This window comes from Streptomyces sp. NPDC044719 (genome assembly GCF_056433405.1).
Map to the genome: position 1 here is coordinate 707,059 of NZ_JBWKHE010000004.1, position 13,656 is coordinate 720,714.

The following is a 13,656-nucleotide window of genomic DNA, read 5'->3' on the forward strand; positions in this document are numbered from 1 at the left end:
GTGTCGGCCGCGACGGGACTTCACCGGCTTGTCGTGGTCGGTGGTTCGGCCGCGGGGCTGGGAGTCGCCGAGGAGGTTCGCCGTCGCGGCTTCACAGGCGACGTGGTCATGGTCGACGGGGAGCCCGGCCTGCCGTACGACCGGCCGCCGTTGTCGAAGCAGTTGCTGGCCGGGGAGTGGGAGGTCGAGCGGCTCCTGCTGCGCCCGCGGGAGCAGTGGGACGCCCTGGGCATCACTCACCTGCCCGGCACTGCGGCCGTGTGGGTGGACGCCGATGCCTCGACGGTGGGTCTCGTCGGCGGTGGAGAACTCGCGTACGACGCCTTGGTGATCGCCACCGGTGCTGTGGCGGTGCATCCTCCTTCCCTCGGTGCCGGCTTGCACGGTGTCCAGGTGTTGCGGAACCTGCCGGACGCCCTCCGCCTGCGCGGGGCCCTCGGGCACGGCGGACGGCTGGTCGTCGTGGGTGCCGGATTCGTCGGTGCGGAAGCCGCGGCGGTGGCCCGGGGGATGAACGTTCCGGTGACGATGGCCGACCCGCTGCCCCTTCCCATGGTCAACGTACTGGGAGAGGAAGTGGCGGGCATGCTCGGGTCCCGTCACCTCGCCGCCGGCGTCGACCTGCGGTGCGGCCGGGGAGTCGTCGAGGTGCTCGCCGAGAACAACCGGGCCACGGGCGTCGTGCTCGACGACGGCTCCGTGGTCGAGGCGTCCACTATCCTCGTCGCGGTCGGCGCCCGTCCGGCGGTGGGCTGGCTCGCCGGATCCGGCGTGCCGCTCGGGAACAAGGAGCGGGACGGCGTCGAGGGTGTGCTGTGCGATGCGCGGGGCCGGGCCGCGGAGCGGATCTGGGCTGTCGGCGACGTGGCCGCCTGGCTGGACCCCGCCACGGACCGCCACATACGCAGCGAGCACCGACTGGCCGCCGCGGAACAGGGACGTGCGGTCGGCGCGGCCCTCCTGGGCGGCGAACCGGCCGCCCCCGCGTTGCCCTACTTCTGGTCCGACCAGTACGACCTGAAACTCCAGTCCTACGGCTCCACAGGGCGACAGATGGCCTTCACGGTCGTCGAGGGCTCCCTGGAAGAAGGCCGGTTCGTCGGGGTCTACGGCCACCGTGACGTCGAGGGACGCCCGCACCAGGTCGACGGCGTGCTGGGCAACGGCATGGCACGGTCCTTGCGCACCTGGCGCCAGGCCGTACTGGACCGCGCGCCCTGGCCCACCACCCCCGCGTCTACGGCCCCCGCGTCTACAACCCCCGCCATCGCGACATCAGATCTGTGATCGAGGAAGACGACATGACGACGACCGCAGCAGAGATCCCCGCAGCCGGCGAGGCACCGTTCTTTCCGGCTCCACGCAGCTGTCCCTTCAGCGAGCCGCCGCAGTACGCCGAGTTCCGGGAGGCCGGCGGACTGCACCAGGTCACCATCTGGAACGGCACCCGGCACTGGCTGGCGACCCGGCACGCGGACATCCGCGCCGTGCTGTCCAGCCCGTCCTTCAGCGCCGACGTACGCAACCCCGACTTCCCCCTGGTGCACTCCAACCAGCCCGAGCACGAGGGCGGGCTGTTCCTGCGCCTGGACGACCCCGAGCACGCCCGGCTGCGGCAGATGCTCACCAAGGAGTTCAGTGTCAAGCGCACTCAGGCGATGCGCGACCAACTGCTGCAGATCACGGACGAGTTGATCGACGCGATGCTCGCCAAGGGAGGCCCGGTCGACCTCATCCAGGACTTCGCCCTGCCGATGCCCTCGCTCGCCATCTGCACCATCCTCGGGGTTCCGTACGAGGACCACGACGTCTTCCAGCGGCACGCGAACGCCGGCACCGACCTGACCATCAGTCACGAAGAGCGCGCGCGGACGCTGGGGGAGGCGCACGAGTACTACAAGGCTCTCGTCGAGCGCAAGCGCCGGGAGCCCGCGGACGACATGATCAGCCGGCTGCTGTCCGATCACGAGGGGCCCGACGGTTTCGCGCCGGAGATGATCCCCGCACTGGTCGGGCTGCTCGTCGGCGCAGGGCACGAAACCACCGCGAACATGCTCGGCCTGGGCACCGTGGCGCTCCTGCTCAACCCGGACCAGCGCGACCGCCTGCGGGAACACCCCGAGCTCGCTCCCAGCACAGCCGAGGAGATGCTGCGTTACTGGAGCATCGTCTCGACCGATCCGCGGCGGGTGGCGACCGAGGACGTAGAGATCGGCGGGCAGCTCGTACGCAAGGGCGAGGGGGTCATCGTCTCGCTGATCGCCGGCAACCGGGACGGGCGTGCCTTCGGCGCGGGCGAGGGCGAGTGCCCGGCGGACCAGCTCGACATCGGCCGCAGTGCTCGCCACCATGTGGCCTTCGGCTTCGGTTCCCACCAGTGCCTGGGGCAGAACCTGGCGCGGATCGAGATGCAGGTCGCCTGGCCGCGCCTCTTCGAGCGCATCCCCGACCTGCGTCTCGCAGTGCCCGAGGACGAACTGCCGTTCAAGAAGAACAGCATCGTGTACGGCCTGACGTCCCTGCCCGTCGAGTGGTGAGCGGCATGTCGGACGAGCGGACGTTCGACGTCGGCGGACACGTCGACGGGCGTGGCACCCGTATGACGGGAAAGGCGGCGCTGGTGACCGGCGCCGGCAGCACAGGTGACTTCCTGGGCACCGGCGCGGCCACCGCGTTGCTGCTGGCGGCCCAGGGAGCCACCGTGGGCATCCTCGACATCAGCGCGGAGCGCGCCGAGCACACACGCGAACGCGTCGAGGCCGACGGCGGGCGGGCGATCGCGCTCACCGCGGACATCACCGACGAGGTGGCGGCGGGTGCGGCGGTCGACGAGTTCGCCGCCCGCGCCGGGCGCCTGGACGCCGTGGTCAACAACGCCGGCATCACCGGGGAGGGGGACGTCATGGCTACCAGCCGCGCGGGCTGGGACCGGGTCTTCGCCCTGAACGTCACGGCCGCCATGCAGGTGGCCCGCGCCGCTCACCCTCACCTTGTGCGCGGCGGTGGCGGATCCGTCGTCAACATCTCCTCCATCGCGGCGCTGCGTGGCTTCGGCAGTGGTGCGTACGGACCCAGCAAGGGCGCACTGCAGTCGCTGACCACCGACCTCGCCTACAGCTGGGGGCCGGACCACATCCGGGTCAACTGTCTCGTTCCGGGCCACCTGCACACCCCTGTGGGGGACCACGGCGGCGCGGAGGGACGGCGGATGCGCAGCGCGGCCAACCTTCTCGGTCTGGAGGGCACGGCCTGGGATCTGGCCTGGGCCGTTCTCTTCCTCGGGTGCGTGGAATCCCGCTGGATCACGGGCGCGGTGCTCCCCGTCGACGCGGGCACCACCACGGCCACGGTGCTGGGGATGCTGCCCCGCATGAGTGAAGCCCAGGGAAAGGACACCGATGACCAGCAGTGAACCCGGTGAGCGCCGCGCCGCCGGCGAGCAGGTCGTACGGGAGATGTTCGGCGAGACATTCCTGCAGAAGAACATGGTCGCCCCCGCCGAGGGCACGGGCCCTGGATCGGACATGGCCCGGCTCGCACTGGAGCAGTGCTTCGGCGAGGTCTGGTCTCGTCCGGGCCTGGACCGGCGCAGTCGCAGTCTGGTCACGCTGGGCGTGCTGATGGCCCAAGGTCATCAGGGGGAGGTGCGCAATCACGTCCTCGGCGGTCTCGCCAACGGGCTGACCTCCGAGGAGATCCTTGAGGCTGTGCTCCAGACCGCTCCGTACATCGGGCTTCCCGCCTCCGGCCAGGCCATGACCACCGCCGCCCGCGCCCTCGAGGAGGCGTGACCGCGGCGCCTTGCGGGGCCAAGGCCACACTCGTGCAGCCCGCAAGGCGTCGGCTCCCGCAGAATGAGAGGCATGAACCAGGACGCCGCAACCAGCACCGACACCACCCGCAGACGTAACCCCCGCGGCCAGGGCGATCGGCTCCGCGCGGAAATCCTGGCCGCCGTCGCACGTCTTCTCGACGAGAAACTGACCGACAACGCCCTCCCGGTGTCCCTTCGGGAGGTCGCGCGGGAAGTCGGCATCGCAGCCCAGAGCATGTATCTGCACTTCGCGGACAAGGACCAACTCGCCCACGCGGTCGCGGAGGACGGATACCAACGGGTGGTCGCAGCGATGCGCGAGGCCGACACCCGGGCGGCGGATCGCGGAGCCGATGCCAGCGAACGCCTCCGTGCCCAAGCGAACGCCTTCTGCGCATTTGCCGCCGCCGAGCGCGGAGTCATCCGCCTGATGTTCGGCCACGATGCATCGAGCTTCGGTGAACCCGGCCAGGCGCATCCCGCTCGTGTTCTCTGGCAGCAGTGGGTGGACGCCGTGCACGCCTGCGAGGTCGAGGGACTGCGCTGGCCGGACGGCGCGGAATCAGCCGCCTTGCTGCTCTGGTCCGCGCTCTTCGGCCGGTTCGCGCTATGGACTTCGACCTTCGGACGGCACGACCGGAACGAGCTCACTCTCTTCGTCGATCGCGTCGTCGACGCTGTATTGCGTGACGGAAGCAGGTGATCGGCCAACGGGGCAACGTCGTCGAGCGGGTGCCAGACTTCACCGGCAGCCGGGCTTCAGCTCACCGGCTGCCCGTAGGCGTCTTGCCGACCTCATCGGTCCTACGTCAGCTTGAGCCGACGAGTAGCCTCCCGTTCCTTCCCGCATGAACGGCTGAACGCCTGTTCAGGCCATGTCACCGCGTGCGCCCTGGCTTGTCTCCCGTGCGGTGAGGATCGCACGGCAGAACGAGTTGACGCTGCTGTCCCACACGCTGATCTGGGCGGCGCCCTCGACGATCTCCAGGTCCAGCAGGCACGGGCCTCGGCGATCCCCGCGCTGCCCTCGAACGCGGCACCGGCCCTGATCAGACGGTCGGCAAGCGGGTTCTGGCCCGCATTTTGGGCAGCAGCATCCATGGATCCGCCGCACGTCCGAAGTGCCGAGCAGTGCCCACCCCGCATACCCCGGAACACCACAGCACGCGCCAACACACGAGGTCACGGCGGCGCGTAAACCCACGGGCCGTGTCTCCGCGGCGTCGAAGTGGGCCGACCGCATCAGATGCCTGTGCAACGAGGCCGGCCTTGCCCTGCTCAGCGGTGGCGCGGGCGAGGCAACAATGCGAACGCGCTCTCCGCGATCGAGGTGAGGCGGGCGGGGCTGTGGCCGGACGCGCCTACGACATCGACCCCGCGGACGATGGCCAGCAGAAGATACGCAAGGTCGTCGGGATCCGCGTCGGGGTCGATGTCGCCACTGCGCTGCGCCGCTCGCACACACTCGGCCACCGACGTCGCGACCACGGAGAAGCAGGCGTTGGCCATGCGTTCCACCTCGGGGTCGGAGGCGCCGAGTTCCAGGGCCATCTTGGCGGCGAAGCAGGCCGCCGCCGCCCGGTCCGGGGCGGGAGGTACGTCGTCGGCGAGTGGCACCCCGTCTACGGCGCGGAGCAAGAACACGCGCAGTCGTTCCAGGGCGCCCTCGTCCGGTCCGGCGAGCGCCTGCACCGCCAGCCCCAGCCGGGCGGAGTACCTGCCCATCGCCTGCAGCAGCACGCCGTGCTTGCCGTCGAACGCGGCATAGAGGCTGCCGCGGCCCAGGCCGGTGGCGGCGCTGATGTCGTCGACGCTCGTGCCGTTGTAGCCCGAGGTGCGGAACTGCCGCTCGGCGGCATGGAGGACGTGGTCGCGGTCGAAGCTTCGTGGTCTCGCCATACGTAGAAGGTAGGGCCGACCTACCGTTCTTGACAACCCGGTACAGAACTGCCTAGGTTTCTGACTGTTCAGTACACAACGGTCCTGAGCTCAGCGGACAGGCTGCGTGCACGCCTGGCGATCTGAACAGCTGACCCCCCTCCAACCACCCAGAACTCGAAGGGTTGACCGAGCCATGACTGACAAGGAAAGGCAGGAGGCCAAGGCCATGACTGTGACGACTCCTCCGTACGCGAGCGACGCACTGGCCGAGGGGACCGTCGACGCGGTGGTGATCGGCGGGGGCGCCGCGGGGCTGAACGGCGCACTGATCCTCGCCCGCTCCCGCCGCTCGGTCGTCGTGATCGACAGCGGCTCCCCGCGCAACGCTCCCGCGGAGGCCGTGCACGGCCTCATCGCCCTGGACGGCACCCCGCCGACCGAGATCCTTCGACGGGGCCGGGAGCAGGTGCGCCAGTACGGCGGACGCGTCGTGTTCGGCGAGGTGGTCTCGGCTGAATCTGCCGCCCCCTCGGCGGACGGGGACCTGCGGTTCACCGTCACCCTGGCCGACGGCCGCAGCATCACCGCTCGCCGCATCCTCGTGGCCACCGGCCTCACGGATGTCCTGCCGGAGGTGCCCGGGCTAGCCGAGCACTGGGGGCACAGTGTGGTGCACTGCCCGTACTGCCACGGCTGGGAGGTGCGCGACGAGCCCATCGGCATCCTCGCCACCGGCGCGGCCTCCATCGGCCACGCGTTTCTGTTCCGTCAGCTGACCGAAGACCTGACCTACTTCACCCACGGCACCGACCTGGACGAGGACGGCCGCGCCCGCTTCGCCGCCCGCGGCATCCGCGTCATCGACACCCCGGTCGCCGAGGTCGTCAACGGCGAGGACGGTGCCCTCGCCGGGGTGCGCCTGGCCGACGGCCAGGTCGTGGCCCGCCGCGTCCTCGCGGTCGCCGCGCAGATGCGGGCCCGCACCCAGGGCCTGGAAGGGCTGGGCCTGCCGGTGCGGGACCTGCCGAACATGGGCCGCGGCTTCGCCTCCGGCACGGCCGGCACCACCGAGGTGCCGGGTGTGTGGGTGGCCGGCAACGCCACCGATCTGGTCGCCCAGGTCGGGGCCTCCGCAGCGGCCGGCGCACTGGCCGGCGCCGACATCAACAGGATGCTGGCCATCGCGGACACCGACGCGGCCCTCCAGGGGAAATCGCCGAGGTGAGCCCAAAAGGGGTCACAGGATGATCTTGAAGCCCTGAGATCTCAGCCCGTCACCGCTCGCCTCACCTTCGTCGGTGAGGAAACCAATCAAACCAATCAGTTTCCAGACGGCTTTCAGCCATGCCCACCAAGCAAGGGAAAGAAATGAGTACCACCATCGACCGCGGGGCGCCCGACTCCGGAAAGACAGACTCGGGCCTTCGCGGCTCACATGCCGTGCGCTGGTGGGTGCTGGTCGTCATAGGCATGGCACAGCTCATGGTCATGCTCGATGCGACCGTCGTGAACATCGCGCTGCCCGAGGCGCAGCAAGACCTCGGCTTCAGCGACGGCAGTCGGCAGTGGGTCATCACGGGTTACGCGCTGGCGTTCGGCAGCCTGCTGCTGCTCGGCGGCCGACTCGGTGACCTGTTGGGCCGACGTACCCTCTTCGTGATCGGCTTGGCAGGTTTCGGGGCCGCGTCCGTCGTCGGTGGCGCGGCCGGCAGCTTCGAGATCCTCGTCGCGGCACGCGTGGCCCAAGGCCTCTTCGCCGCGCTGCTCGCGCCCGCGGCACTCTCACTGCTCAGCGTGACCTTCACCGAACCGTCCGAAAGGGCGAAGGCCTTCGGCATCTTCAGCGCGTTGGGCGGTGCGGGCGGCGCGATCGGGCTGCTGCTCGGCGGCATGCTCACCGAATGGGCGTCGTGGCGCTGGGTGATGTACGTGAACGTCGCCTTCGCGGCCCCCGCCCTGATCGGTGCATTGCTGCTGCTGGCCAAGCCCGTGATCACCAAGAAGCCCAAACTCGACATCCCGGGCATCGTTGTGGTGAGCGCCGCGCTGTTCGCCGTCGTCTACGGGTTCGCGCACGTAGAGTCCACCAGCTGGACCGACCCGGTCGCCCTCGGCTCCATGATCGTCGGCGCGGTGCTGCTCGTGGTGTTCGTCCGGCTGGAGTCCAGGGTCGCGCATCCGCTGCTGCCGCTGCGCCTCGTGCTGGACCGGACTCGCGGTGGTTCGTTCATGGCGGTGTTCGTCCTGGGCATGGGGATGTTCTCGATTTTCCTGTTCCTGACCTACTACTTCGCGGCCAGCCTCGGCTACTCGCCGATCAAGACCGGCCTGGCGTTCCTGCCGATGGTCGCGGCCGTCGTCGCTTCGTCGACCACGATGCCTTCGCTGGTGCTGCCCAAGGTCGGCCCGAAGATCGTCGTCAGCGTCGGCTTCCTGGTCGCCGCAGCCGGTATGGCCCTGCTGACCCGGCTCGAGTTGGACAGCACCTACGCTGCCCACATCATGCCCGGCCTGATCCTGCTGGGTCTCGGCATCGGCGCGGTGATGACCACCGCGATCCAGGGGGCGACCTCAGGCCTGCACCACGAGGACACGGGCGTCGCCTCGGCGCTGATCAACACCGGTCAGCAAGTCGGCGGCTCGATCAGTACGGCGCTACTGACCACCGTTGCCTCATCGGCCGCGACCGACTACCTGACTTCGCACAAGCCCAGCGCGCCGGCCGCGGCGCAGGCCGGGGTCGAGGGCTACACGGCCACCCTGGCGTGGGGCTCCGGGTTCTTCGTGGTCGGTGCGGTGATCGCGGCGTTCCTGATTCCGAATCGGGCTCTGGAGCCGTCCGAGGGCGAGCCCGTGATGGCCCACTGAGCCTGGATCCACCCAAGAGATGCCCTGCTACCTGCGATGACTGTTGTTCTCAGGAACGAATCAGCGCAGGACAGCAGGGCCTCGCTAGGGTTGTTTGAGCAGGTGATCAGCACCGCCGTGAAGAACACTGCACGAAGATGAGTACCGGTCCCCAACCCACCAAATGACACGAGCTCTAAGGACGCCCACGCCCTGCTTGGCTCCGTGTGTGTCGCCGCCGACAGACTGGATCAGGTCATCGAGCAGACCGCCCAGTTCCTCGACCGCCTCAGGGCTGCCGGGCTACTGACCTCCGTCGATGGCCCGGGACACTGCCCTCCATGGTGAGTCCGATGCCCACGGACCCGGCCGAAACAGGGCAGCGGGACAGCTTCTGATCTTTAAGCTGAGAGCGCGGTCCCCTGCGACGCTCTAATCCTGGCCTCAGGTTGATCGGGGAGAATGAGCGGAAAAAGCATCGACTGGGAGGGGGCGGGCCGGCGTGCGGATCATGATCGCGGATGATGAAGTGGCCATCCGTGAGTCGCTGGAGCGGGTGCTCCAGGTCGAGGGTTACGACACCAGCACCGTCGCCAACGGTTTCGCCGTGCTCGACGGGGTCGGTGGGGCCGGCGGTGACACGCTGGATCTGCTGATCCTCGACGTGATGATGCCCCGCCTCGGCGGGTTGGAGACCTGCCGGCGGTTGCGGGCCGCGGGTCGGGATCTGCCGGTGCTGATGCTGACCGCCCGTGACCAGGTCTCCGACCGGGTCACGGGGCTGGACGCGGGCGCCGACGATTACCTGCCCAAGCCGTTCGCCACCGAGGAGTTGCTGGCCCGGGTGCGGGCCCTGCTGCGCCGGCGCACGCCGACCGACGGGGAGTCGCAGATCCTGTCGTTCGCCGACGTCCGGCTCGATCCCGACAGGTTCGAGTCGTGGCGGGGCGGGCGGCCGCTGCGCCTGACCCGGACCGAGTTCTCCCTCCTGCAGGTCCTGATGCGCAACGCGACCCGGGTCTTGACCCGCGACGCGCTGTTCGAGGCGATCTGGGGCTTCGACATGAGCGCCACCGCCAACAACCTCCAGGTGTACGTGAGTTACCTGCGCCGCAAGATGGAGGCCGAGGGTGAGCCGCGGTTGATCTACACGCTGCGCGGCCTGGGATACACGTTGCGGGAGACTCCTCCGTGAGCAGGTCCGCCGGCCGGGAACCGCGCCGGCTGACCCGATGGTGGCGCCGGCGGTCCCTGCGGGCCAGGCTGACGGTGATCGCGGCGACGGCCATCGCGGTCAGCGTGTTCGTGGCCTTCCAGGTGGCCAGCGAGCTGATGGACTGGGAACTGCGGGACACCGCCGAGAATCAGCTGCGCGCCGACTCCCGCGTCCTGGCGGCGGACGCGCAGCGCGCCGGTCCGGCGCAGGTCCGGCTACCGCCGTATCCCGGATCCGGCCGGCTGGTGCGGGTCATCCTGCCCGACGGCTCGACCCGGACGCCGGCCGGTCAACCCGCGCTGCCCCCAGTCAGCGAGGACGCCGGGCGCGTGGCGCGGGGCGCGTCGGCCGACCTGATGGAGTCGAACGACAGCGAGGAGGAGGGCTACCTCATATACACCCTGCGGGCGGGTGACGGCGCGGTCCAGGTGGCCCACCTCGCCGACGACAGCCCGATCAACCGGTTCGGGTTCGGCATGCTGCTGATCGGGCTGTTCTGCATGGCCGGCGGCGCCCTTGTCGGTCGGACCGTGGCCCGGACCGGGCTGGCACCGATCGACCGGCTGACCGCCGCCGCGGTGCGTGTCGCGCACACCCGGGATCTCGACGCCGACATCCCGGACGAGGGCGGTGGGGAGATCCGGCGGCTGATCCGGTCGATCAACGACATGCTGGCCGCGCTCCGGGACTCCCGGCGGGCCCAGCGGCTGCTCGCCGAGGACGCCGCCCACGAGCTCAAGACCCCGCTCACCAGCCTGCGCCTCAACGTCGAGCTGCTGATCCGGCTCGATCGGCGGGGCACCCTGGACAGCGCACTGCCGGCGGAGAGCCGGACCCGGCTGCTCAACGATCTCGGCGCCCAGGTGGCCGAGTTGGGCACCCTCGCCGCCGAGCTGACCGACCTGGCGCGCGGTGACGTCAGCGACGAGAACACCGAGCTGCTCGACCTCGCCGACGTGGTGGTGGCCGCCGCGATCCGGGCGCGTTCCCGCATGCCCGACATCGAGGTCGCGCTCGACGTGACCTCCGTGTGGGTGAGCGGGCGTCCCGCCGCGCTCCAGCGGGCGGTGCTCAACCTCATCGACAACGCCGGCAAGTGGTCCCCCGAGGACCAGCCGGTCCAGGTCCGGCTCCGTGCCGAAGGCGCGTCGGCGGTGCTCGAGGTCGACGACGCCGGGCCGGGCATCGACGCCGCCGACGTACCGCGGGTGTTCGACCGGTTCTACCGTGCCGACAGCGCCCGGGCGTTGCCGGGATCCGGTCTGGGTCTTTCGATCGTGCAGCGGGTCGTCGACGCCCACGGCGGCCGGGCCACCGTCGCCCGTTCCGCACGCGGTGGCGCGCTGCTTCGGGTCGACCTTCCGGCCGCGGCCCCGCCCGCCCCGATCGCGCGGCTCACCGCCGGAGGGGACACCACGGTGCGCTGACCCGCCTCCCGTCGGCGCGGCGAAGGACAAGGGACGGCGGGCGGCCCTCGGGCATGGTCCCGCGCGGCTCACCGTCGGGGCAGGACACCGCGGTGCGCCGAGCCCCGGCCCCGGCCGCACGGCGCAGGACAAGCGGCCCACCAGCGGGTAGGACACCGCGGTGCGCGACCCTGGCCCCGGCGTGTGGCGCAGGACCAAGGGGCGGCGACCGTCGGGCCCACGAAAAGATCCGGGACGGGCCTGGGTGCCCGTCCCGGATCTCGTCCGTGCCGCCGCGCTCACCGTTGCAGCGCGGGCTCCTCGTCGTCGGCGCGCGACTGTTGACGGGCCGGCAGCTTCGCCGCCGGCCGGGACAGCCGGCTCGGCCACCACATGCGCCGGCCGATCAGCAGGGTGAGGGCGGGCACCAGGACAGACCGCACCAGCAGGGCGTCGAGCAGCACGCCGAAGGCGACCAGGAACCCGACCTCGACCAGCATCACCAGCGGAAGCGTGACGAGGACCGCGAACGTGGCCGCCAGGACCAGGCCTGCCGAGGTGATGACGCCACCGGTGGCCGAGAGGGCTTTGAGCATGCCCTCTCTGGTGCCGAGGCGCACGGTCTCCTCCCTGGCCCGGCTGGCCAGGAAGATGTTGTAGTCGACGCCGAGCGCCACCAGGAACAGGAATGCCAGCAGCGGCACCGAATTGTCGATGCCCTTGAACCCGAGGATCGTGTCGAAGACGAACACGCTGCCGCCGAAGGCCGCGGCGAATGAGACGATCACGGTGGCCATCAGGACCAGCGGGGCCAGGATCGCGCGCAGCAGCAGCCCAAGGACGATCAGGACGACGACGAGCACCAGCGGGATCACCAGCTTCTCGTCGCTCTTGGTGGTCACCTCGGTGTCGAGGTTCTCCGCACTCGGCCCGCCGACGATCGCCTCCGCCCCGCTCACCGCGTGCACGGCGGTGCGCACCCGCAGAATCGTGTCGTACTCCGCGACGGTGTCCGGCGCGTCCTTCGGGAACACGGAGATGTTGGCCCAGCCACCGCTGGTCTGCTCCGGGACGGCCTGGGCCACACCGCGAGTGTCCTTGACGACGTCGAGCACCCGCTCCTGGTGCGCCGGCCGCGTGAAGATCGTCATCGGCTGGCCGCCGAGCTCAGGGAAGTGCTGGCGGAGAACGGTGAAGCCGGTGACCGACTCCGGCGCGGAGAGGAACTGGTCCTGCTCCCGCAGGTTGCCGGTGTTGCCCGCCAGCCCGAGGGCGAGCACGCCGAGGACTCCGAGCGAGCCGAGCGTCGCCACCCACCGGCGGCGGCTGATGGCGGTGCCGAGCCGTCCCCACAGCCCCGGCTTCTCCTCCACGGCCGTGCTGACCCGCGGGACGGCCGGCCAGAAGATCCGCCTGCCGAGCACCACGAGCACCGCCGGGAACAGCGTCAGCATGGCCACCAGCGCGCACACAATGCCCGCGGCACCGATCGGGCCCAACCCGCTGGTGCTGTTCAGGTCGGCGACGAGCAGGCAGAGCAGGCCGGCGACCACGGTGGCCGCGGACGCGACGATGGCCGGCGCCGCGCCGCGCAGCGCGTGGACCATCGCGACCCGGACGTTCTCATGGTGGTGCAGTGCCTCCCGATATCGAGCGATGAGCAACAGCGCGTAGTCCGTACCGACGCCGAACACCAGGATCGTCAGCAGCGCCGAGTTCTGGTCGTTGACCACGATGCCGAAGCCCTTGACGAGCAGGTAGACGGTCCCCATCGAGGTCAGTGCGGCCGCGCCGACGGCCACCAGCGGGATGATCCACAACACCGGGCTGCGGTAGGTGAGGATGAGCAGTAGCGTGACGACGACGATGGTGGTGAGGAGGACCTGCACGTCGATGCCGTCGAAGACGGCGTCCATGTCGCCGTCGATCGCGCCCGGGCCGGTCACGTCGAGGTCCAGGCCGGCGGGGCGGTCCTTCGCGGCGTCACGCAACGGGCCGACGATGTCCTCCGGTGCGCCGTAGGTCGTGCTCACCTCGAGGGTGAACGTCATCGCCTTGCCGTCGGCGGAGCGGCTCATCGGTGGGCCTTCGTCGTCCTCGTCGGCCTCCGCCGTCGCCTTCGGCGGGTACCGCTTGGCAAGGGTGTCGTAGTGGCGCTCGACCGTCGCGCGGTCGGCGTCGGTCATGTCGCCGTCGCGGTGGTACACGAAGACGAACTCGCTGGCGTCACCCTCGGGGAGACTGTCGTCCAGCACCGCCACCTTGGTGGACTCGGCACTGGCCGGCAGGGTGTCCACGGCGCTGTCGGTGGTGACCGAGCTCAACTTTCCGCTCAGCGGCACCATGAACACCGCCAGCGCCAGCCACAAGCCAATCACTAACCAAGGCACCCACCGGCCTGCCAACCGACCGGCCGGCGCTTCCCCGGACGGCGCTGCGTTGACTGCCATCACTAGCCTCCTACATAGAGGTTGCATCGCTCATCTGATGCC

At 70.2% G+C, this 13,656-nt stretch carries 11 protein-coding genes; 9 read left to right on the forward strand and 2 right to left on the reverse strand.

Translation table 11 applies throughout. From position 1 onward, the window contains the following. From AC07DF_RS19235 to AC07DF_RS19255, 5 genes are all read left to right on the forward strand, one after another. Positions 1-1,287 carry an NAD(P)/FAD-dependent oxidoreductase gene (locus tag AC07DF_RS19235; protein ID WP_478972184.1) on the forward strand — a complete coding sequence of 429 codons (1,287 nt, stop codon included), beginning with the start codon at positions 1-3 and terminating at the stop codon, positions 1,285-1,287. 14 nt (positions 1,288-1,301) lie between these two features. After that, positions 1,302-2,537, forward strand: a complete 1,236-nt coding sequence (locus AC07DF_RS19240; RefSeq protein ID WP_478972187.1) for a cytochrome P450 — start codon at positions 1,302-1,304, stop codon at positions 2,535-2,537. 5 nt (positions 2,538-2,542) lie between these two features. Further along, positions 2,543-3,412 (forward strand): SDR family NAD(P)-dependent oxidoreductase, encoded by an 870-nt coding sequence (locus AC07DF_RS19245; protein ID WP_478972190.1) that lies wholly within the window; start codon positions 2,543-2,545, stop codon positions 3,410-3,412. Beyond that, positions 3,399-3,791 (forward strand): carboxymuconolactone decarboxylase family protein, encoded by a 393-nt coding sequence (locus tag AC07DF_RS19250; protein WP_478972194.1) that lies wholly within the window; start codon positions 3,399-3,401, stop codon positions 3,789-3,791. Before AC07DF_RS19245 ends, AC07DF_RS19250 begins: the two co-directional genes overlap by 14 nt. A gap of 72 nt (positions 3,792-3,863) precedes the next feature. After that, on the forward strand, positions 3,864-4,517 hold the full coding sequence (locus AC07DF_RS19255; protein WP_478972197.1) for a TetR/AcrR family transcriptional regulator: 654 nt from the start codon (positions 3,864-3,866) through the stop codon (positions 4,515-4,517). A 575-nt stretch (positions 4,518-5,092) separates the two neighbouring features. Here the strand turns inward: AC07DF_RS19255 and AC07DF_RS19260 are convergent. Further along, entirely contained in the window at positions 5,093-5,713 is a 621-nt protein-coding gene (locus tag AC07DF_RS19260; RefSeq protein WP_478972200.1) for a TetR/AcrR family transcriptional regulator, read from the reverse strand. 208 nt (positions 5,714-5,921) lie between these two features. On the opposite strand from AC07DF_RS19260, the gene AC07DF_RS19265 reads away from it, so the two are divergent. The 4 genes from AC07DF_RS19265 to AC07DF_RS19280 all read left to right on the forward strand — a co-directional run bounded on the left by AC07DF_RS19265 (position 5,922) and on the right by AC07DF_RS19280 (position 11,185). Beyond that, positions 5,922-6,920 (forward strand): NAD(P)/FAD-dependent oxidoreductase, encoded by a 999-nt coding sequence (locus AC07DF_RS19265; protein WP_478972203.1) that lies wholly within the window; start codon positions 5,922-5,924, stop codon positions 6,918-6,920. A gap of 143 nt (positions 6,921-7,063) precedes the next feature. After that, positions 7,064-8,563 (forward strand): MFS transporter, encoded by a 1,500-nt coding sequence (locus AC07DF_RS19270; protein ID WP_478972745.1) that lies wholly within the window; start codon positions 7,064-7,066, stop codon positions 8,561-8,563. A gap of 481 nt (positions 8,564-9,044) precedes the next feature. Next, positions 9,045-9,737, forward strand: a complete 693-nt coding sequence (locus AC07DF_RS19275) for a response regulator transcription factor (RefSeq protein ID WP_478972206.1) — start codon at positions 9,045-9,047, stop codon at positions 9,735-9,737. Further along, the gene (locus tag AC07DF_RS19280; RefSeq protein WP_478972209.1) at positions 9,734-11,185 is read left to right on the forward strand and encodes a HAMP domain-containing sensor histidine kinase; all 1,452 of its coding nucleotides are present in this window, start codon (positions 9,734-9,736) and stop codon (positions 11,183-11,185) included. Before AC07DF_RS19275 ends, AC07DF_RS19280 begins: the two co-directional genes overlap by 4 nt. 278 nt (positions 11,186-11,463) lie before the next feature. Here the strand turns inward: AC07DF_RS19280 and AC07DF_RS19285 are convergent, their stop codons facing one another. Continuing rightward, positions 11,464-13,614 (reverse strand): MMPL family transporter, encoded by a 2,151-nt coding sequence (locus AC07DF_RS19285; RefSeq protein WP_478972212.1) that lies wholly within the window; start codon positions 13,612-13,614, stop codon positions 11,464-11,466. Positions 13,615-13,656: the final 42 nt, after the last annotated feature.